This is a genomic window from Pseudomonas sp. GQ91, from assembly GCF_059758795.1.
This window is the reverse complement of record NZ_JCAXED010000016.1, coordinates 24,931-43,862: the sequence shown is the minus strand read 5'-3', so window position 1 is coordinate 43,862 and position 18,932 is coordinate 24,931. Positions and strand designations below refer to the sequence as shown.

At 58.9% G+C, this 18,932-nt stretch carries 21 protein-coding genes; 10 read left to right on the top strand and 11 right to left on the bottom strand.

The window, feature by feature from the left end:
• Window positions 1–52: 52 nt before the first annotated feature.
• Window positions 53–670: a bifunctional phosphoserine phosphatase/homoserine phosphotransferase ThrH gene (gene thrH, locus AC6CIA_RS22040; RefSeq protein ID WP_498315101.1), complete on the bottom strand. Its 618-nt coding sequence runs from the start codon at window positions 668–670 to the stop codon at window positions 53–55.
• A gap of 153 nt (window positions 671–823) precedes the next feature.
• Here thrH and AC6CIA_RS22035 point away from each other — a divergent pair, with 153 nt between their 5' ends.
• From AC6CIA_RS22035 to AC6CIA_RS22025, 3 genes are all read left to right on the top strand, one after another.
• Entirely contained in the window at window positions 824–1,558 is a 735-nt protein-coding gene (locus AC6CIA_RS22035) for a phosphoadenylyl-sulfate reductase (RefSeq protein WP_339531504.1), read from the top strand.
• Between the two features lie 421 nt (window positions 1,559–1,979).
• Window positions 1,980–3,503 (top strand): NCS1 family nucleobase:cation symporter-1, encoded by a 1,524-nt coding sequence (locus AC6CIA_RS22030; protein ID WP_339531506.1) that lies wholly within the window; start codon window positions 1,980–1,982, stop codon window positions 3,501–3,503.
• 24 nt (window positions 3,504–3,527) lie between these two features.
• Window positions 3,528–4,256: an aspartate/glutamate racemase family protein gene (locus AC6CIA_RS22025; protein WP_498315099.1), complete on the top strand. Its 729-nt coding sequence runs from the start codon at window positions 3,528–3,530 to the stop codon at window positions 4,254–4,256.
• 41 nt (window positions 4,257–4,297) lie between these two features.
• On the opposite strand, the gene AC6CIA_RS22020 is transcribed toward AC6CIA_RS22025, so the two are convergent.
• Together AC6CIA_RS22020 and AC6CIA_RS22015 are read right to left on the bottom strand one after the other, a co-directional pair.
• On the bottom strand, window positions 4,298–4,759 hold the full coding sequence (locus AC6CIA_RS22020) for an anti-virulence regulator CigR family protein (protein ID WP_498315097.1): 462 nt from the start codon (window positions 4,757–4,759) through the stop codon (window positions 4,298–4,300).
• Between the two features lie 110 nt (window positions 4,760–4,869).
• Window positions 4,870–5,559, bottom strand: a complete 690-nt coding sequence (locus AC6CIA_RS22015; RefSeq protein WP_339531512.1) for an HAD-IA family hydrolase — start codon at window positions 5,557–5,559, stop codon at window positions 4,870–4,872.
• A gap of 115 nt (window positions 5,560–5,674) precedes the next feature.
• Here AC6CIA_RS22015 and AC6CIA_RS22010 point away from each other — a divergent pair, with 115 nt between their 5' ends.
• Window positions 5,675–6,040 (top strand): DUF2784 domain-containing protein, encoded by a 366-nt coding sequence (locus AC6CIA_RS22010; RefSeq protein ID WP_498315095.1) that lies wholly within the window; start codon window positions 5,675–5,677, stop codon window positions 6,038–6,040.
• Between the two features lie 41 nt (window positions 6,041–6,081).
• On the opposite strand, the gene AC6CIA_RS22005 is transcribed toward AC6CIA_RS22010, so the two are convergent.
• A complete protein-coding gene (locus tag AC6CIA_RS22005; protein ID WP_498315094.1) occupies window positions 6,082–7,383 on the bottom strand; it encodes an SLC13 family permease in 1,302 nt (433 codons plus the stop codon).
• 30 nt (window positions 7,384–7,413) lie between these two features.
• On the bottom strand, window positions 7,414–8,247 hold the full coding sequence (locus tag AC6CIA_RS22000) for an amidohydrolase family protein (protein ID WP_498315092.1): 834 nt from the start codon (window positions 8,245–8,247) through the stop codon (window positions 7,414–7,416).
• Between the two features lie 213 nt (window positions 8,248–8,460).
• Between AC6CIA_RS22000 and AC6CIA_RS21995 the strand changes: the two genes are divergently transcribed.
• Complete coding sequence (locus AC6CIA_RS21995; RefSeq protein WP_498315090.1) at window positions 8,461–9,198, top strand: GntR family transcriptional regulator; 738 nt, start codon at window positions 8,461–8,463, stop codon at window positions 9,196–9,198.
• Here AC6CIA_RS21995 and AC6CIA_RS21990 read toward each other — a convergent pair.
• Window positions 9,180–10,223: an alpha/beta hydrolase family protein gene (locus AC6CIA_RS21990; protein WP_498315088.1), complete on the bottom strand. Its 1,044-nt coding sequence runs from the start codon at window positions 10,221–10,223 to the stop codon at window positions 9,180–9,182. The genes AC6CIA_RS21995 and AC6CIA_RS21990 overlap by 19 nt on opposite strands.
• Before the next feature lie 281 nt (window positions 10,224–10,504).
• On the opposite strand from AC6CIA_RS21990, the gene AC6CIA_RS21985 reads away from it, so the two are divergent.
• Window positions 10,505–12,001, top strand: a complete 1,497-nt coding sequence (locus AC6CIA_RS21985; protein ID WP_498315086.1) for a methyl-accepting chemotaxis protein — start codon at window positions 10,505–10,507, stop codon at window positions 11,999–12,001.
• 82 nt (window positions 12,002–12,083) lie between these two features.
• Here the strand turns inward: AC6CIA_RS21985 and AC6CIA_RS21980 are convergent, their stop codons facing one another.
• On the bottom strand, window positions 12,084–12,977 hold the full coding sequence (locus tag AC6CIA_RS21980) for a LysR family transcriptional regulator (RefSeq protein WP_498315084.1): 894 nt from the start codon (window positions 12,975–12,977) through the stop codon (window positions 12,084–12,086).
• Window positions 12,978–13,176: 199 nt separating this feature from the next.
• Here AC6CIA_RS21980 and AC6CIA_RS21975 point away from each other — a divergent pair, with 199 nt between their 5' ends.
• Window positions 13,177–14,046, top strand: a complete 870-nt coding sequence (locus AC6CIA_RS21975; protein ID WP_498315082.1) for an SDR family oxidoreductase — start codon at window positions 13,177–13,179, stop codon at window positions 14,044–14,046.
• 85 nt (window positions 14,047–14,131) lie between these two features.
• On the top strand, window positions 14,132–14,884 hold the full coding sequence (locus AC6CIA_RS21970; protein WP_498315080.1) for an SDR family oxidoreductase: 753 nt from the start codon (window positions 14,132–14,134) through the stop codon (window positions 14,882–14,884).
• 483 nt (window positions 14,885–15,367) lie between these two features.
• On the opposite strand, the gene AC6CIA_RS21965 is transcribed toward AC6CIA_RS21970, so the two are convergent.
• Together AC6CIA_RS21965 and AC6CIA_RS21960 are read right to left on the bottom strand one after the other, a co-directional pair.
• The gene (locus AC6CIA_RS21965) at window positions 15,368–15,658 is read right to left on the bottom strand and encodes a hypothetical protein (protein WP_498315078.1); all 291 of its coding nucleotides are present in this window, start codon (window positions 15,656–15,658) and stop codon (window positions 15,368–15,370) included.
• Between the two features lie 14 nt (window positions 15,659–15,672).
• Entirely contained in the window at window positions 15,673–16,809 is a 1,137-nt protein-coding gene (locus tag AC6CIA_RS21960) for a hypothetical protein (protein WP_498315076.1), read from the bottom strand.
• A 434-nt stretch (window positions 16,810–17,243) separates the two neighbouring features.
• Between AC6CIA_RS21960 and AC6CIA_RS21955 the strand changes: the two genes are divergently transcribed.
• Together AC6CIA_RS21955 and AC6CIA_RS21950 are read left to right on the top strand one after the other, a co-directional pair.
• Entirely contained in the window at window positions 17,244–17,696 is a 453-nt protein-coding gene (locus tag AC6CIA_RS21955; protein WP_498315074.1) for a thiol-disulfide oxidoreductase DCC family protein, read from the top strand.
• Window positions 17,693–18,061 carry a DoxX-like family protein gene (locus AC6CIA_RS21950; RefSeq protein ID WP_498315072.1) on the top strand — a complete coding sequence of 123 codons (369 nt, stop codon included), beginning with the start codon at window positions 17,693–17,695 and terminating at the stop codon, window positions 18,059–18,061. The genes AC6CIA_RS21955 and AC6CIA_RS21950 overlap by 4 nt, the downstream gene beginning before the upstream one ends.
• Window positions 18,062–18,069: 8 nt before the next feature.
• Here AC6CIA_RS21950 and AC6CIA_RS21945 read toward each other — a convergent pair whose 3' ends face one another.
• Window positions 18,070–18,417 (bottom strand): hypothetical protein, encoded by a 348-nt coding sequence (locus tag AC6CIA_RS21945; RefSeq protein ID WP_498315070.1) that lies wholly within the window; start codon window positions 18,415–18,417, stop codon window positions 18,070–18,072.
• A 14-nt stretch (window positions 18,418–18,431) separates the two neighbouring features.
• Complete coding sequence (locus tag AC6CIA_RS21940; RefSeq protein WP_498315068.1) at window positions 18,432–18,929, bottom strand: DUF2269 family protein; 498 nt, start codon at window positions 18,927–18,929, stop codon at window positions 18,432–18,434.
• Window positions 18,930–18,932: the final 3 nt, after the last annotated feature.

The window sequence follows — 18,932 nt, the reverse complement described above, 5'->3', positions numbered from 1 at the left end:
CAACTGTGTGACGGCCAGCCCGCAAGGGAGCCGGCCTGGACCAGACCGGTGATTACAGACTCAACGACCGGTTCGACGCCTTGATGAATTCCTGCTTCAACGCCTCAAAGGTATGCACCGCCGGGAATTGTGGAAACTCGCGAATCACGTTTTCCGGCGCATGGAACAAAATCCCTCGGTCCGCTTCACCCAGCATGCTGGTGTCGTTGTAAGAATCGCCGGCGGCAATCACGCGGTAGTACAGGCTCTTGAAGGCCAACACGGACTGGCGCTTGGGGTCTTTCTGGCGCAACTGATAGCTCACCACCCGGTCGCTCTCGTCGGTAATCAAGCGATGACACAGTAAGGTCGGGAAACCCAGCTGACGCATCAATGGCTGGGAGAACTCATAGAAAGTGTCCGACAGAATCACCACCTGGAAACGCTCGCGCAGCCAGTTGACGAACTCGACAGCGCCGTCCAGCGGCGCCAGGGTGGCAATCACTTCCTGGATATCCGCGAGCTTGAGGCCGTGCTCGTCGAGAATCCGCAGACGTTGTTGCATCAGCACGTCGTAGTCGGGAATGTCCCGGGTGGTGGCCCGCAGGGATTCAATCCCGGTTTTTTCGGCAAAGGCGATCCAGATTTCCGGAACCAGCACTCCTTCCAGGTCGAGACAGGCAATTTCCACAAGACACTCCTATTCGTATTATTCAAGTTGAGCGAGCCAAAGGACTGCCGAACTCTAGCGATTCACGCTGCCCGCCGCAACGCAGAGCGGATTTTGTTACCATCGCCCTCCTATAGAGCGCTCAGCGCCACTGACCTGTAGGAAACCGTCCTGATGAACCAAGCCTTTGACGTCGTCGAACTCGCCACGAGCTATGCCAACAAGTCCGCCCAGGACATTCTCAAACTGGCGTTCAGTCAGTTCGGCGATGATCTATGGATCTCATTCAGCGGTGCCGAGGACGTGGTGTTGGTGGACATGGCCTGGAAGCTGAACAAAAACGTCAAGGTGTTCAGCCTCGACACCGGTCGCCTGCACCCGGAAACCTATCGGTTCATTGAGCAAGTGCGCGATTTCTACAAGATCGATATCGAGTTGATCTCACCGGACCAAAGCAAACTGGAACCCTTCGTCAAGGAAAAAGGCCTGTTCAGTTTCTACAAGGACGGCCACGGCGAATGCTGTGGCGTGCGCAAGATCGAACCGTTGCGGCGCAAACTGTCCGGCGTCAGCGCCTGGGCCACCGGCCAACGTCGCGACCAGAGCCCCGGTACACGCAGCCAGGTAGCGGTACTGGAAATCGATACGGCATTCTCGACACCGGAACGCACCTTGTACAAGTTCAACCCGCTGTCGCAAATGACCAGCGAAGAAATCTGGGGCTACATCCGCATGCTGGAGTTGCCGTACAACAGCCTGCATGAACGTGGATTTATCAGCATCGGCTGCGAGCCGTGCACCCGTCCGGTCTTGCCCAACCAGCATGAGCGTGAAGGTCGCTGGTGGTGGGAAGAAGCAACCCAGAAAGAGTGTGGGCTGCATGCGGGGAACATCATCAGCAAAGCTTGAGATTCGAGTCGGCATAAAACGTGGGAGCAGATTGCTCCCATTTTTTTTGCTCCGAGGAAAAACGTGTACACATAAATGTCACTAACAGTGCCATTTTTGTGTGCACTTATAAAAACCATGCACCGAAAAGTTACACCCTCTCAGTCCTAACTTCCCACAACAACACCAGCCAACTTCTTACAGAAAAATAAATACCTGTTCAAATGGTCAACTTATAACTATTTAAATTCAGTGAGTTATTAGCTTAACCTGCAAAAACGAAATTATCCGTGCTTTTGATAGACAAAAACATGGCACACATGTGGCTTAAGGAGTTCAAGTCTTTGTATACAATTTTACAAAAAACCTACATACACTTTGCATCTGCACGCTGACCGCGCCTGACCCGCGCATTCGCCGCAGATGCCAGGAGCCTGCCGGAATGCGTACAAGCCTCTCGAACAATATCGCACTGGATCCGCCCTCCTCCGCGTTCGCGGACGCCAGTCCCGGTCCGTTGGTGCTCAGTCCACGCCTGCACAACAAGGACCTGGCGCCCACCAAAGTAGAAGGCCGCCGCTGGGGGCGTTACAGCATCTTTGCCTTGTGGACCAACGACGTACACAACATCGCCAACTACTCCTTCGCCATCGGGTTGTACGCCATGGGACTGGGCGGCTGGCAAATCCTGCTGTCCCTGGGGATCGGCGCGGCACTGGTGTATTTCTTCATGAACTTGTCTGGGTATATGGGGCAGAAAACCGGAGTACCGTTTCCGGTGATCAGCCGGATAAGTTTCGGTATTCATGGCGCGCAGATTCCGGCGCTGATTCGAGCAGTGATCGCCATTGCCTGGTTCGGAATTCAGACCTACCTGGCGTCGGTCGTATTCCGCGTCTTATTGACGGCGATTCATCCGGGATTTGCCGACTATGACCACAACTCGATCCTCGGCCTGTCAACGCTGGGCTGGGCGTGTTTTGTAATGATCTGGTTTGTGCAACTGGTGATTCTGGCGTACGGCATGGAGATGGTGCGGCGTTATGAAGGCTTCGCCGGCCCGGTGATTCTGTTGACGGTCGCGGCGCTGGCCGGCTGGATGTACTTCCAGGCCAGCGGCAACATCGCCTGGTCGATCCGTGAACCGCTGAGCGGTGGCGAGATGTGGCGCAATATCTTTGCCGGTGGCGCGCTATGGCTGGCCATCTACGGCACGCTGATCCTCAACTTTTGCGACTTCGCCCGCTCTTCACCGTGCCGCAAAACCATCCAGGTCGGTAACTTCTGGGGCCTGCCGGTGAATATCCTGGTGTTCGCCATCATTACCGTATTGCTGTGCGGCGGACAGTTCCAGCTCAATGGCCAGGTGATCGAGAGCCCCACCGAAATCATCGCGGCCATCCCCAATACGTTCTTCCTGGTGCTGGGCTGCCTGGCCTTTCTGATCGTCACCGTGGCCGTGAACATCATGGCCAATTTCGTCGCCCCGGCCTTTGTGCTGAGCAACCTGGCGCCCAAGTACCTGAACTTCCGCCGCGCAGGGTTGATCAGCGCATTTGTCGCGGTGCTGATCCTGCCCTGGAACCTCTACAACAGTCCGTTGGTGATCGTGTATTTCCTCTCCGGCCTGGGCGCGCTGCTGGGCCCACTGTATGGCGTGATCATGGTCGACTACTGGTTGATCCGTAAGAGTCAGGTGGATGTGCCGCAGTTGTATAGCGAAGATGTCAACGGCGTTTATTACTACAGCCGCGGGGTCAACTTGCGGGCGGTAGCGGCGTTTGTGCCGGCCGCGGTGATCGCCATTCTCCTGGCTTTGCTCCCTGGGTTTTCCAGTGTCTCGCCCTTTTCCTGGCTGTTTGGAGCCGGCATCGCGGGGCTGCTGTACCTGATTATTGCCAAGCGCCAGCCGCACTACGCCGACGTCAGCGGCGAGAGTATCGCGGTTGATAACGTCAGCCATTAATTCCGACTGTATTAGGGACTCCTCATGCGCATCCTTGTCGTCAACGTCAATACCACTGAATCCATCACCCAAGCCATTGCCCAGCAGGCCCGCAGTGTCGCTGCAGCAGGCACCGAAATCGTCGGGCTGACCCCGTTCTTCGGCGCCGAATCGGTGGAAGGCAATTTCGAAAGTTACCTGGCGGCCATTGCGGTGATGGACCGGGTCATGGCTTACGAGCAACCGTTCGACGCGGTAATCCAGGCCGGTTATGGCGAACACGGTCGCGAAGGCCTGCAGGAGTTGTTGAACGTTCCGGTGGTGGACATCACTGATGCCGCCGCCAGCACCGCGATGTTTCTCGGCCACGCTTATTCGGTGGTCACTACCCTGGACCGCACCGTGCCGCTGATCGAGGATCGACTCAAGCTGTCCGGGCTGTATGCGCGTTGCGCCTCGGTGCGAGCCAGCGGCCTGGCGGTATTGGAACTGGAGGAAGATCCCAGGCGTGCCGTGGAAGCCATCGTGCGCCAGGCGGAACTCGCCGTGCGCGAAGACAAGGCCGAGGTGATTTGCCTGGGATGTGGCGGCATGGCCGGGCTTGACGAAGAGATTCGCCAACGCACCGGCGTGCCCGTGGTGGATGGCGTGACGGCGGCGGTGACCCTTGCCGAATCATTGGTGCGACTGGGGCTGTCGACCTCGAAAGTGAGAACCTATGCGACACCCCGGCCAAAGACAGTGATTGGCTGGCCGGGCAAGTTCGGACGCTGAACGCGCGACGCGGAAAGTATCCAGCGTCGCATCGAGGATGTTCAGTTCAAGACATCATTGAGCACTTCATAAATGATCCCGGTGGCAAGAGTCACCAGGACCAGGTCGGTCCCCACCTGCTGCCACTCATAACCGTCGTAATGAGGCAAGCGCCCGAGCAAGCGCCCGTCGAGCTTCTTGGCGATGCCAGGCGGCAGGGGTTTGCCACGGGCCAGGTTCTTCTGGATGCCCGGCGGCAGGGACGAACCCCCACGCCAATAGTCACGGTTATCACCAAGAATCACGCGGATCCCGCCGACATCAATCTGCGGCCCGCGGTAATGTGCCCCACCGCCCTGTTTACCGCCGACCTGCCCTTGCTTGCCCTGACCACCTTTGTTGCCGTGGACACTGCCTTTGTCCTTGCCATTGCCATTGCCGTTACCGGGATCGGCCAGCAGCGCCGGGGAACCTGCGATCAACGCCAGACTGGTAAACACTAATAAAGCGCGTGACTGGGTCATGATTCGTCTCTCAAGTCGCAAGCCCCATCGGCCTATAACAGCTTAGAACAGATGTGGACGACAAGTTCAGCAGCAGCAGTTAACCGCCCGTACTCCGGCAACCCGGCAGATCAGCGTATCGGCGGCAAGCCATAGGCGGCCAGGTCGAAGTCCGCGAGCTGGCGGATGATCTGGTCGGCGTGCTGGTACTTGCTGTCAGCCATGGCTTCATCGGGTACGGCAATGGCGGTCATGTGCGCGGCCTTGGCGGCGGTCACGCCAAAGGGCGAATCCTCGAACACCAGGCAATCCTCAGGGGCGACACCCAGGCGCCGTGCGGCGGTGAGGAAAATGTCCGGCGCTGGCTTGGCAGCGCCGACTTCCGGATCATCGGCCGTGACGATGGTGTCGAACAGGCCGAACCATTCGCGGTGCAACGTGGTCTTGTGGCCAAAGGAATTACGTGAAGAACTGGTGCCCACCGCAATCGGAATAGCGTGCGCCTTCAAATGCCGCACCAACGCCTCGGCACCCGGCATGCCAAGAGCCTTGGGAAAGCGCTCGCTCATCAGCGGCTCGCGAATCTCCAGGAACTCGGCCGGCGTGATCGGCAAGTCCAGGGCCTTCACCACATAGTCAGCCAAGTCCTGGGCGCCGCGACCAATGATGTGCTGCTTGATGCTCCAGTCGTAGGTACGACCGTAGCGTTCGGCGATGATTTGCGTGACCTCGGTGTAGATGCCTTCAGTGTCCAGCAACAACCCGTCCATATCAAAAATCACGGCCTTGATCGGGCCGACAGCAGTACGCGATGCGCTCATCACAAAAGATCCGTGGCGAAGGACTAAAAGGATTCAGCACAATAACGGCCCGGCTTGCCTGCAAGCAACCCATTCTGCCTTAGACTGGCTACCCATCCGCCCAAGCGACCCCGACATGCTTTTTCGCATTGCTGCCGACAGCCTGGTGCTGTTTCACCTGTGCTTCATCCTGTTCGTGCTGTTCGGCGGCCTGCTCGCCCTGCGGTGGCGGTCGGGCGTCTGGCTACACCTGCCCGCTGCGGCCTGGGGCATCGCAGTCGAGTTCTTCCACCTGCCTTGCCCACTGACTCGCTGGGAAAACCTGCTGCGCCACGTCGCCGGGCAGGAGGGTTATGGCGGCGGCTTTATCGAACACTACGTGCTTGCGCTGATTTACCCTGCCGGGCTGACGCCGCACATCCAGTGGGGCCTCGGCATCCTGGTATTACTGATCAACCTGGCGGTTTACGGGTGGATTCTCCGGCAGTGGAAGAAACCCTAGCGAGCAACGGCCCGCTGCAATGAGCGGGCCGTTGCAGGCGATCAGTAGACGAACGTCAGGAACAGGTTAAAGATCAGCGCCGCAACAAACCCCACGGGCGCGGCACGAAACAATAACTGCGCAAAGAGCGAACTGCGGCTCTGCTCCGTGGGGCAGGAGCCGAGAATCAGACTGCCACCTGAGGAGAACGGCGAAATCGAAGTGGCCTGGGCGCCCACCACGATGGCGATGAACAGGACCATCGGTTCAAGCCCCAGCGCCGAAGCGATCGGCAGCACCATCGGGAACAGCGCCGGCGTCACCACCCCCAGCGTGCTGGAGAACAGTGACATGAACGCCGCCACCACACCGAAGACGATTGGCACCATGATCGTCGGGATGCTATTGCCCATCCACGACGCCAGCAAGCCAATGGTGCCCGCCTTGATCGCCACCGAAATAAGCATGCCCACGCCGCAGATCATGATCAGCGTGCCCCACGGCACCGACGCCATGGCCTTGCGCTCGTCACCGAGTTTAAGCAGCAATGCGATCACCGAAAACAGGCTGGCGACCAGGCCGATGTCCATCTTCGAATTGATGAAACTCACCGTCGCGTTGCCCGGAAAGATAAGTTGAGTGACCGGCGCCGCCAGTACGATGACCATCATCGCCAATGTCAGCCACAGGGTCATTCTCTGCTCACGGTTCAGCGGCTCAGGTTCGCTCACCACATAGGCAGAGGCTTTCATCGCCTTGCCATGTCCGGTCAGGAAGACCAGGGCGCCAATCACCAGCAACGGAATCACCAGCGTACTGACGAAGATCCCTGCAGCGTAGAGAAAAGCGTCGTTTTCGCTAACGCCAGCGTTGACCATTAATCCACGGAAAATAATGCCGCTCTGGCTGGAAACAAAGTTGGCCCCGCTCAACGCGCCATAGTTCGCCGCCATCCCACCCACGATCAAGCTCATGCCGGTGCGCTCACAGAGGAGCAACGTGATAGGCGCCATAAAGGCCAGTACCGTGTAGTAACCCGCCCCCATCGCCGAAATGGCTGTCGCGGTGAAAAACACGGCGAATGGCAACAGCTGTGGCATGGTGCGGCAGCGATAGATCAAATGCTCGGCCAGTTTCTCGAGCGTGCCGTTGACCGTGGCGAAGCTGTAAAACAGGCAGACCGAGAAGATGATAAAAAAGATCTTCAGCGGCCACATGCCAATGACCTCGGAGGGGCTGAGGCCCATGCCGAAACAACCGATCAGGTAGGAAAAAGCGATGGCGAACAGACCAATGTTGATTTTGGTCTTGTAACCCAGGGCGACGGCGACAACGATTGCCGTGACGACGAGCAGGCTCATCATGATGGAAGTCCTATTGTTGTTATTGATTGTTTAGCGGGAAACGTCGAAGCCGAACAGCTTCGCCGGGTTATCCATCAGTACTTGGTCGCGCTCAGCCGCATCCGGCAGCAGTTCCTTGATGAAAGCGACTTGCCGGACATAGTCCGTCTGCTGTTCAAATTGGGTGTTAGGCCAATCGCTGCCCCAAAGCAGCCGCTGGATGCCGCCGCTCGCTTCACGGATCTGTGCCAGCACCCCGGCTGCCTGGGCAAGATCGCACTGGCTGCGGTAGGCCGCGGACAGTTTGAGCCAGACGCGCTCGTCTGCGAGCAATTGCAGAAAGGCCTTATGGGTGGGTTTTTCGCTATCAATGCCGCCACTCGGCAGGCCGAAGTGATCGATCACCACGCTGACGCCACACGCCTTGATGGCCGGCACAATCAGCGCTACGTCATCGATACCGCGCTGAATCTCGACCTGCCAGCCTCGCACCGCCAGGCGCTTGAACAACGCGAGCCAGGCCGGACTGCTGTAATCCATCAGCGTCTTACCGATAAGGTTCAGGCGGATCCCCACCACACCGGCCTCGGCCAATTCGTCCAACTGCGCCTCGCTGACATCGACATCGACAACTGCCACGGCACGCAGGCGCTGGGGATAACGGCGTAACGCATCCAGCATGAAATGATTGTCGGTCCCGAGAAAACTCGGCTGGATCAGCACGCCGTGCGACAGGCCGTTGCGATCAAGATGATCCAGGTAGTGCTCCACCAAGGCATCGTAATGCGGGCTGTAGCGACGGCTGGCAACCATCGGCAGGTCCTGGCGGAAGATGTGCGCGTGCGTATCCACGCCGCGGGGGCTGAGCGAGTCAATACGGGTCATGAACAGATAACCTGGGTCGATTGTTGTGGTGGCTGACAACGTGTTGCATTCGCAACCCGTCCCGAAAGACGTTGCGACGACGTGTTGCCACTTTTTTGTACAGACATTTAGTCATATATATGAATTTATGACCATATATCCAGCGATGGATATCTGTCAAACCCGTTGTTGGTGATAAAGTGATCCCGCCTGCCTGAACGGATTGCCTCTGTAATGAATACCGCGACACTTGGATACGACGAGCGACTGCCGCTCTATCAGCGCCTACGGGAAGAAATGCTTGCCAAGATTGCCGCCGGCGAATGGTCCCCCGGCGCGCCCATTCCCACGGAAGCCGAGCTGACCAAGTTATACGGCGTGGCAATCGGCACGGTGCGCAAGGCGGTGGATACCCTGGTGAATGAAGGCTTGTTGTTGCGCAGTCAGGGCCGCGGCACCTTTGTTCGCCGGCCCAATTTCGATGCCTCGTTGGCGCGTTTTTTTCGACAGGTCAATACCAGCGGCGGGCGTGAAATACCCACCAGCCGCATCCTCAGCAAGACGCTGCACACCCCGTCGCCAACGGTGGCTGGCGCCTTAAGGCTGGAGGACGGTGAGCAGGTGTTGCGTATGGAGCGCCTGCGGATGGTCGAGGGGCGCACGCTGTTTTATGAAGAAATCTGGCTTTCGGCCACACGCTTCAGCGCACTGCTGGACCTCGACTCCGAGCATTTCGGCGCCCTGCTCTACCCCTTATATGAAACGCAGTGCGGCCAATGCATCGCCTCGGCGAGCGAGACCCTCACGGTTGGCGAAGCCGACCCCGCCATCGCGCACATGCTGTCGATTGCCGAAGGTTCCCCGGTCGTGACCATTGAACGCACCGCGTCCGGGTATGACCGAAGCCCCCTGGAATACCGAATCTCCCGCGCCGCGGGTGAGGGGTTTCGGTATCAGATCGATATCTCCTGAGCGCGCAGAAACTCATCAATCAACGACACGACCTGCTGCTGGATCAACTCACGTGGACGAGCGGCGTCGCCATCCCGGCAAATCATGCCGTCGCCCGGCGAGCTGTCTTCGATCAGCGCCTGCCCGCCAGGTTTGCACACCGACATAAAGCTGAAGTGGCTGGCATCGCCGATCTCGACGTAGCGCGTCGATGCCCGGGGCAAGCGTTTGGTCAAATTGCCAGACTCCAACTCAGCAGGCAGCTCTACGGATGGCGCACCTGCAGCAATCACCAATATCGGTACGGGTATTGCCGCAAGACTTTCATCGGTAAACCCGCGAGACAGCCCCAAATCCAATGAAACAATGGCGGTGACGCGTTTATCGCTTAAATCCGCAGCCAACCGGGCCTTCGATGCCGATGTGCCCGCGGGATTGATTTGCTGGTAAACCGTGCAACTGCTCAATTGCGGGTGAGCGCTGCAATCCTGGGCAAAACGTTCGGGATCGAAACGTGCGCCGGCGATTTCCAGGGCAGTCCAGCCACCCAGTGAATGCCCGACCACGGCAACCCGGTGCTTCGCGACCATGCCAAATTGCTTCGGCTGAGCCATGACCGCGTCAATGGCCCGGCGCAGATCCGCGGGCCGTTGCCACAACTGTGCGGCGGCTTCAGGACGACGATCGCGGCTTGTCGTGCCGGGATGGTTCACCGCCGCGACAATATAACCATTGCGAGCCAACGCGCTGGCCAGCCACGTCTGATTACTCCAGTTCCCCCCAAAACCGTGGGACAGCACCACCAGTGGATGCTCGCCGGCAGCCGGTGGTGCGTGGCTCACGGCCGAGGCACTGACAAACACTGGATTATCGGCAATCACCTGCGCCGCGGCAGTGGTTGCAGCCGGGTACCAGACGACCATCTCCAGAGGACGTTCATTGTGCAGATCGCTCAATGATGAAGCCTGGAAGCCAACGGGGCTGGTTTCAGCGAACGCGTTCGCGCTCAGGCAGATCAACAGCAGTGCGCGCAGAGTGGTTTTCAATGTCTGTATCTTCCTTGTTCAGGCCCATGTGCCGATCCGGAAGATCGTCGTACAGGCCGCGTTGGTGATCCTGGGAGCGGCAACAGTAGCCGATTATTTCTGATCAGATAAGCGGGCTACTGGAAATCGTCTACCCACTCCAATAGCTGTCTCTAAAGTCTCTTCCGGGGATGCCGATAACCGCTTTGCGTCACTGAATCCAATAAAAACCAAGAACAACCGATTCGCTCCACCCTGCCCCCTTCGCTAGAGTCCAGCTCGACCACATGGAGTAAGTGTGAATGGTCACCCGTACGCGTTTTTTCGAGCACTACCGCAAGGCCGACCGCATCATGCTGGCGCTGGTCTGGCTGATGTTCCTGTTCTCCTTCGGCCTGGCTTTCTGGCACGACACCTTTATTCAGTCCGCGCTCGTCGGCGGCAGCACCAGCGTAGTGCTAACCCTGTTGTACCGCGCCATCGGCGGCACCCGTCCGATGCGCTGCGCCCTGGGCGTTGGCCTGATGATCATGGCAGCCTTGCATATCAACCAGGCGCAGGGCGTGATCGAAGCGCACTTCGGCATTTTTGCGCTGCTGGCGGTACTGACGTTTTATCGCGACTGGCTACCGATCCTGGTGGCGGCGCTGACGATCGCGGTGCACCACGTGGTGTTTCACGCACTGCAACATCAAGGTTTTCCGGTATTCGTGATGCAGCATCACGGCGGTTGGGGCATGATATTCGTGCACGCCTTCTACGTGGTGATGGAGACCATCGCCCTGCTCTACCTTGCGGTACATGCCCAGAGCGAGGCGGTTGAAAGCCAGGAAATACTCGAGAAAATGCTCGCCGTTACCACGCAACTCACGGTCGAGACCGCCAAGGGTAATCAGAGCCCGCTGCATGTGTCCCTTGCGCAGCGTTTCGATCACTTTCTGCAGCAGATCACCGGCCTGATCCAGGGCGTCGCGCGCGACTCTCACGGCCTCGGCCAACTGGGTCAGGAACTGGCCAGCGCCAGCGGCACCCTGGAAAAAGGCGCCCGCCACCAACTGGCCGAAATTACCCAGATGACCGACTCCATGCAGCGCATGGAAGATGCCATGGGGCACATCACCGTGCACGTCGAACACGCCGTCGAACATGCCGGCCAAGCTACCCAGCAAATCCTGCGCGGCCAGGAAAGCGTCGGCCGTGCCCAGCACGAAATCACCCAGCTGGCCTCACGGCTCAAAGGCACCAACCAGACCGTCCAAGGCCTGGCAGTGCAAGCCGAACAGATCGGCTCCGTGCTGGAAGTGATCAGCAGCATTGCCAACCAGACCAACCTGCTGGCCCTCAACGCCGCCATCGAAGCCGCCCGCGCCGGCGAACAAGGCCGCGGCTTCGCGGTGGTCGCCGACGAAGTCCGCAGCCTGGCCCAACGCACCGCCGCCTCCACCCAGGAAATCAAAACCATCATCGAAGGCCTGCAACAAGGCAGCCGCGAAGCCGTTGAAGCCATGCACGACAGCCGCCAGGGCGTGGAGCGCTGTGTGGAAGACAGTCAACTGGCAGTCGAAATGCTCAAGGCCGTGGGCAACGACATCTCGCAGATCGACCAGTTGAATGGGCGGATTGTGACGACGACCCGGGAGCAGAGCGCGGCGAACCTGGAGATTGTCGGGCGGTTGCAATCGGTGCAGAGCATTGCACAGAGCACGGCGGAGGATGTGGAAATGCTGGCGCGCAGCAGCGAGCGGTTGCCGCCGATAGCGGTGCGCCTGGATGCGTTGGGCAAGAGGTTTCATCAGTGAACCTGGAGAGAAGCACTGACACCCGCCGTTTTTTCGATGCCCCTCGCACACCACTCCTCGAGTGCGCTGGGCGAGTGAGCGTCTATGGCGAGATAAAAGCTGTCAGTTCCTCGGACGTACCGGTGGGAAACGCTTCTTTCAAGTAGTCGAGAAATACAGACACACGGGCGCTCAACAGGCGCCTCGATGGATAGAGCGTCCAGAGCGCGACTTCCGGCCCGTCGACATCGCCCCAATGCACCAACGTCCCGTCGCGCAGATCACCCGCTACCAATGAAACGGGAAGGCGCCCAGCACCGACCCCGACTCGGACGGCATCGCGGACCATAAGCAGCGAAGACAGGCTCAGGACCGGATCCACCGTCAGGTCTTTTCTGCCGGTTGGCGAGGTGATACTCCACACTGGGCCTCGATCGCCGGCCCCTCGCACCACTACCGGAACAGCAACATTGTCGATGGGGCGACCCAACGCTGGACTCGCGACGATCACCAGCCGATCACGCAGGAGGATACGTCCGACCAGGCTTTCGTTGGGGGCCGGATTGACGCGAATGATCAGGTCATAACCTTCTTCAATCATGTCGACGATGCGGTCTTCCGTGGTGACCTCAAGCCTTACCTGCGGATATTTAAGCAGGAAGCCGGCTGCAAGTTTGCCCATCGCCGCCTGGGCGAAAAAGAGCGGTGCACTGATGCGCAGTGTGCCGCGCGGCCGTTCCCCTCCCGTAGCGATGGCGGCCACTGTCTCGTCAAGTTCGGTAAGCAGTGCGCCCGTCCGTTCGAACAGCGCCCGTCCTTCCTCGGTGAGCTTCAACGTTCGCATCCCACGCTCGAACAGACGCAGTTCAAGACTGCGTTCCAAGTCCGCCACCCGACGCGACAGTGTCGCTTTCGGCCGGCCGGTGGCACGCGCGGCACGGCCGAATCCTCCGTGTCGAGCAACGAGATTGAAATCGGCAAGGGCGAGCAAATCCATGAGGTTCCCCTAAGTGGTGGCGAAATAATTACGACGGCGCGTGCACGAACCTTCTAGGCACTCACTTCATTTCGACAGGATTATGATCATTCGCCAACCGTCCCACACATGGAACAACCTGTCCAATTTATTGGGCTATCGAACCACTCAAGAAACGACGATATTGGCCCTGTCATTCAAATCCCTACGGAGCACCCTCATGACCATCCTCGTAACAGGCGCAACCGGCAGAGTCGGCAGCCAAGTCGTTGAACAACTTCTCAAGCGTGGCGCTGACGTGCGCGTCCTCGTCCGCGATCCCTCGAACGCTGACTTTCCAGCGCAGGTTGATGTTGTGCAAGGCGAGATGCTCGACATCGACTCGCTGCGACGCGCATTCACCGGCGCTTCCACGTTCTTTCTGCTAAATGCCGTGGCACCGGACGAATTCACCCAAGCGCTGCTTGCGCTCAATATCGCTCGTGAGGCCGGCGTCGAGCGGGTCGTCTATCTCTCGGTACTCCACGCCGATCGCTTCGTCAACGTGCCGCACTTCGCGGTCAAGTCCGGCGCCGAACGGATGATCGAGCAGATGGGCTTCAGCGCCACGATCCTGCGTCCGGCTTATTTCATCGACAACGAAGTCATGGTCAAGGACGTCATCTTTAACCATGGGGTCTACCCGATGCCGATTGGCAGCAAGGGTATCGCCATGGTCGACGCCCGCGACATTGCCGAAGTCGCCGCTATCGAGCTGATCCGCCGGGACCAGGCCACGGGCAAACTGCCGATCGAAACCCTCAACCTGGTGGGGCCCGATACGCTGACGGGTCCAGATGTTGCCGCCATCTGGACTGATGTGCTGCGCCGCCCGGTCGTCTATGGCGGCGATGATCCCAGTGGTTTCGAACAGAACGTGGCCAACTTCATGCCGAAATGGATGGCCTATGAAATGCGCCTTATGGCCGAGCGCTATGTCAGCGACGGGATGATTCCCGAGACCGGCGACGTAGAGCGCCTGACCACAATCCTGGGGCGTGGGCTGCACACTTATCGAGACGTCGCTGCTCAGCTCGCATTGTCGGTCTGAGGTGGAATGCACGGAGCACTGCCGGTCAAGGAAGACCCGTCTGTTTTACGAGCCTGTCCAACGTCTTCTTCAATGAGAACTGACTATGAAAACAGTACTGATTACTGGCTGCTCTTCAGGCTTCGGTCTGGCCATCGCCGAGTATTTTCTTGAACGAAACTGGAAGGTGATCGCGACGATGCGCAGCCCCGACGACCGCATTTTGGCTACGTCCGAAAACCTGCGTGTACTGGCCCTGGATGTGACCGACCCGAACAGTATCCAGCGGGCGGTAGAGGCCGCAGGACCGATCGATGTGCTGGTCAACAACGCCGGTATCGGTTTGCTGGGTGCCCTTGAAGGCAGCACGATGCAAGTGATCCGTGACATATTTGACACCAACACATTGGGCACCTTGGCCATGACCCAGGCTGTGGTGCCGCAATTCCGGCAGCGTAAGACCGGGGTTGTGGTCAATGTCACCTCCAGCGTAACGATAAAGTCACTCCCTCTGCTAAGCGTATATACCGCTAGCAAGGCGGCGGTGAATGCCTTTACCGAGTCGCTGGCCCTGGAACTTATGCCGTTCAATGTGCGAGTCAGGTTGGTGCTGCCGGGCCGTGCTCCCGGGACCGACTTCGGAAAAAATGCGCAGCCCCGCATGCAAGATAGCCTTCCAGCCGCCTACGGCGATCTGGCGCAGCAGGTCTTTAGCGAATGGTCGCAATCAACCGTAGTGACTGAAACGTTGGACGTCGCCGAAGCGGTATGGCATGCGGCAACTGATCCGGCTTCGCCCATGCGCATCGCCGCCGGCGCGGATGCTATCGCGCTGATGAACGAGCAGGAACACACGTGAGCAAGCCGATGTTTGTTGGCTGGCGGTTCTTGTCGTTACATCGCCTGGCATCGCCCCGCAAGCGTAAACGCAGCCCCATCCCCACTATCGAACACGCACACACTCAGCAATCACGCGCCCTCCGTCCGGGCGCGTGAAGGTTTCATACGTCCGTTCGCCGTCAACATGGAGCTGCAGCTCATGCTCCGCTCGAACGCTTCCCACCCCGCCGGGAAAAGCTCGGTAAACTGCGCATCAACGCCAGCAAGCGCGACGCGCATGGGTTGCTCAGGCACGCTGTCCCAGCGACCGCCCGAATGTCTCATCACTGTATTAGCCAGCGCCTGCCCACTGGCAAGCGCTATCGGAGGGGCTCGAAAAAGGTACGCCGCACTCGCGCTGGAGTGTTGGGGGCAGACCACGTGTACATGCCGCGGGGCACAAGCTGCTTATGAAAACCGTGGCCTGCCCCTCATTCCCCTACCCTCTTTACTCCCGACAGCTTTACAGGTTGGTGCACTGACCCGTGGTCTTGCTGCGCCATGACTTGCCACCGGACAACTTGCAGTTGTGTGCATCCTTGTTGTTCAGGATCTTTCCAGCGCAGTTCTTGGCCGACCAGCATTGATTGCGGTCCGCCTCGGTGTTGTCCTGCGTCTGCTCCGATGCTGCCTGTATCAGCGGCGGTTTGTCGTTGGCCAACAAGGTTTCGGTGTTGGACTTCTGCGTATCGGCAAAAGCCATGCCTTGCCAGGCGCAGATAATAGTCAGCAAGATGATTTTGAATGTTTTCATGGTGATACTCCTGTTCAAGAACGTTCGAGTTGGGTATGCACCCGATAACTTTTGAAGAACTGCATTTGCGCCCATTCGGACACGGCCACCAGGCTGACCTTGCCCTTTTTCGTGCGCCGGTAAATGATCACCGCAGTGCTGAACACCCACGGTACGATCAGCACATCGCTGTCTTCCGGGGCCTTGAACTCCTGCTCGACGATCGATTCGGTGACCGACTCCCGGCTCACCTCCAGCACGTCGGTCACACCGAACTCCATGTCCAGGGTGGACGCGACTTCCGAGCCCGACAGCGGGTCAACAGCCTTCTCCGACAGTGATGTCTTGAGCGACCAGTTGAGGGTCAGCACGTTCTTGATGGCGGAGGTCACCGTGATCCTCTCGCTGGTCTTGCGCGAAGAGCCCGCCGGGATGTTGATGAAGCTTCGCGGGTCGGTGCCGACGCTGTAGATCGCCACGGCGAAGTACTCGTCGAGGAACAGGTCTTGGGCATAGGGCGTCGGATAGTCCACGTCGCCAATGCCATCCCACCGGTCAGGCGCGATCACCAATGGCTCGGACCGAGCCAGCAGGCGACGGGTCAGGGTCGGGCCTTCGGGGATGTACTGCAACGGGTTGAAGTCGTCGACTGCCTGCAGGTCATTCTTGACCTGATCCCAATCGCGCACATCGGGGTTTTTCGCTGCAAGCTCCAGCAGGTATTCGCGATACTCTGCCTCGACCGGATCCGTGGCGTCCTCCACCAGCATCAGTTTCTTGTCACGTCCGGCGCGGATGGTGATCGAACGGTTGAAGTCATGCCCACCCGAAGGCAGGTCTTGCCAGCCGTAGGTTGACAGGGCCCCGCCGGTGGTCAGGCTCGAGGCATTGGAGGCAGAGAAAGGTACGTCAACCATCAGGGTGATCGCACCGTAGCCCTTTTCGCCCGGCGGCACCTGATCTTTCCATTGCGCGTGACATTCATAACCGGTCCACGTACCTCGTGCTGCGCGGATGCCGAGCGCTTGAAGGGTGACATTGGGTGGGATGCTACACGGGCCGTTGTTGTCCTCGGAGTCGCGATACCAAGTGCCCCACTCGATCGACTCACTGGCCACTTCGAGCGTGCGGTCCGTACCATTGGTAATTGTCAGATAAAAAGTCCATGACATATCTTTCATCTCCCTGTTGAAAGTGCTGACGCGCTACTGTTTCATTGCTCTACCTCATTCTGAGCGAAGGCTAGACGAGATCCGGACAGCGTGCTGGCAAACTGCCCAACGGTAGTGGGACAAAAAAAGCGCCTTGGTCCCTATGGCTTTTTTTCAGACACCAAAAACCACAAACCCCCGGCTTTCCTTAGGAAAACCAGGGGTTTGTGGTTAATCGCCCTGAGACTGCCCCTGCAGCAAACTTGGGCTGCAACCTTTCGACTTTAAGTTTTGTGTCTGACGCATGGTAGGAGTCTCTCCTTGAGCGCCTCGCCACTCAGCCACCGTCCATGAACGACGATGACCTGGCGGCGATTGCACGATAGCTCAGGAGGTGCGATGGATGCGAAGGCGGGTATGATCCAGGCTAAACCGGCCCGACTGGACCCACACACATGCCCACCTGCGAAACCCGCCCTACCCCCGCGCCACTCCTCAAGCCCGGCGAAACCGTGGTGTTGTTCGACGGTGTGTGCAAGCTGTGCAACGGTGGGGCAAGGTTCCTGATCCGCCACGACCACCAACGGCGCTTGCGATTAGCCACCGTTCAGTCGCCCGAGGGCCAGGCGCTGCTGGCGTGGGCGGGGCTGCCGCTGGATCAGTTCGACACCCTCGCAGTGATCCGCGACCGGTACTATTGGGAGCGTTCGGCAGCGGTATTCGAAATCATTGCGCAACTGCCTGCCCGCTGGCGCCCATTGCTGCTCCTGCGCGGCATCCCGCGCTTTCTTCGGGATTGGGCTTACGACCGCATCGCGCGCAATCGCTATCGGCTCTTCGGGAAGTACGACACCTGCCTGTTGCCGGACCCGGAACATGAACAGCGCTTTTTGAAGGAACAACCATGAATACCTTGGTGCGCATCAACTGGATCGCCCGAGGCGGCCTGGCGTTCATGTTCACCTACCATGGGCTGGTGCCGAAGCTGCTGTGGCTAAGCCAGGGTGAGCGGGCGATGATCCAGGCGCATGGGATCGAGCAAGTGCAGGTGTTCGCCACGCTGGCGGGGGTTGGGGAGATTGTCCTGGCGGTATGGATACTGCTTTCGCCACGCAGTGCCTGGCCGATTGCAGTGGCTGCGACTGCGCTGGCGGCGCTGCTGGTGGATGTGGCAGTGTTCAGCCCGGCGATGCTCAGGGAAGCGTTTAATCCTGTGTCGCTAAATGTGGCGGGGTTGGCGTTGTGTGCGGTGGCTTGGAATACCAAGCCCTGAGCGGGCATTTATTTCAGCTCGATCGCATCAAGCGCAGCTTCCAGCGCGGATAACTCAACCTCGCGGCCATCGCCCAAACGCGCCACAAGCCTCGCACAATCAACCACAACGCGCACACCCAGCCCCGTCGTATCTCCCGGAAATTTGCGCAGTTTGAGCTCCACAGTGGTCGGGTTCAGCCAGACCGATTGATCCGCCGACCAACGAGCATCCTCAAACTGAAAAACACAGCTCCCCTGCCACGTATCCACAATGCGCAGTGAATACACCCACTGCGTATTCCGCGCTTCCCAGGGCGTCACCTCAACCCGGTAGTGATCATCTGGCGAGATGGATTGGATGTCTGTTTCACTCATTGGCAATCCTTGTATCAGCAACACAGAAACAGCTCATTCAACTGCCATGGCGTCATCTTCGTCACCATGATCAGCACGATCACAAACATCCCCGAAAACCCGAAAACGCCCATCCAGAACCATTTCCTGTAGACGCTGCGGTAACCATCATCGAGCGCCCTGCCCGTCTCAACCGCACTGAGCGCCATCTGCTGCAAACGCTTCTGCAGCACCAGCACCGGCAGCCAAAGCGCCCCCACGCACAGGAAGATGATCAGCGAAGTCAGCACCCATTCGGTGGTCAACGGAAGCCCGGCAAGCTTGATCAGCAGAAAGCCGGTGATGATCTGAATGAAGCCCGCCGGCGTAGTAATCCAGGTATCAAACTGCACCACCATCCGCGCCACATGGGCGATCACCTGCGGGTTGGCCGTACGGCTCGCGGCGATCAGATACAGATACGAGCCCATGCCGAAGCCGAACAGGAAAATCGCCGCGATGATGTGGATGTACTTCAGGCCCAGATAGAGCATGGG

Coding starts and splice junctions, on each gene's coding strand:
- AC6CIA_RS21965 (WP_498315078.1), bottom strand. CDS start 15,658: ATGAAAACATTCAAAATCATCTTGCTGACTATTATCTGCGCCTGGCAA.
- AC6CIA_RS21945 (WP_498315070.1), bottom strand. CDS start 18,417: ATGAGTGAAACAGACATCCAATCCATCTCGCCAGATGATCACTACCGG.
- AC6CIA_RS21960 (WP_498315076.1), bottom strand. CDS start 16,809: ATGTCATGGACTTTTTATCTGACAATTACCAATGGTACGGACCGCACG.
- AC6CIA_RS22030 (WP_339531506.1), top strand. CDS start 1,980: ATGCGTACAAGCCTCTCGAACAATATCGCACTGGATCCGCCCTCCTCC.
- AC6CIA_RS22035 (WP_339531504.1), top strand. CDS start 824: ATGAACCAAGCCTTTGACGTCGTCGAACTCGCCACGAGCTATGCCAAC.
- AC6CIA_RS21975 (WP_498315082.1), top strand. CDS start 13,177: ATGACCATCCTCGTAACAGGCGCAACCGGCAGAGTCGGCAGCCAAGTC.
- AC6CIA_RS22010 (WP_498315095.1), top strand. CDS start 5,675: ATGCTTTTTCGCATTGCTGCCGACAGCCTGGTGCTGTTTCACCTGTGC.
- AC6CIA_RS22025 (WP_498315099.1), top strand. CDS start 3,528: ATGCGCATCCTTGTCGTCAACGTCAATACCACTGAATCCATCACCCAA.
- AC6CIA_RS22005 (WP_498315094.1), bottom strand. CDS start 7,383: ATGATGAGCCTGCTCGTCGTCACGGCAATCGTTGTCGCCGTCGCCCTG.
- AC6CIA_RS21995 (WP_498315090.1), top strand. CDS start 8,461: ATGAATACCGCGACACTTGGATACGACGAGCGACTGCCGCTCTATCAG.
- AC6CIA_RS21985 (WP_498315086.1), top strand. CDS start 10,505: ATGGTCACCCGTACGCGTTTTTTCGAGCACTACCGCAAGGCCGACCGC.
- AC6CIA_RS21950 (WP_498315072.1), top strand. CDS start 17,693: ATGAATACCTTGGTGCGCATCAACTGGATCGCCCGAGGCGGCCTGGCG.
- AC6CIA_RS21955 (WP_498315074.1), top strand. CDS start 17,244: ATGCCCACCTGCGAAACCCGCCCTACCCCCGCGCCACTCCTCAAGCCC.
- AC6CIA_RS22000 (WP_498315092.1), bottom strand. CDS start 8,247: ATGACCCGTATTGACTCGCTCAGCCCCCGCGGCGTGGATACGCACGCG.
- AC6CIA_RS21980 (WP_498315084.1), bottom strand. CDS start 12,977: ATGGATTTGCTCGCCCTTGCCGATTTCAATCTCGTTGCTCGACACGGA.
- AC6CIA_RS21970 (WP_498315080.1), top strand. CDS start 14,132: ATGAAAACAGTACTGATTACTGGCTGCTCTTCAGGCTTCGGTCTGGCC.
- AC6CIA_RS22015 (WP_339531512.1), bottom strand. CDS start 5,559: ATGAGCGCATCGCGTACTGCTGTCGGCCCGATCAAGGCCGTGATTTTT.
- AC6CIA_RS21940 (WP_498315068.1), bottom strand. CDS start 18,929: ATGCTCTATCTGGGCCTGAAGTACATCCACATCATCGCGGCGATTTTC.
- AC6CIA_RS22020 (WP_498315097.1), bottom strand. CDS start 4,759: ATGACCCAGTCACGCGCTTTATTAGTGTTTACCAGTCTGGCGTTGATC.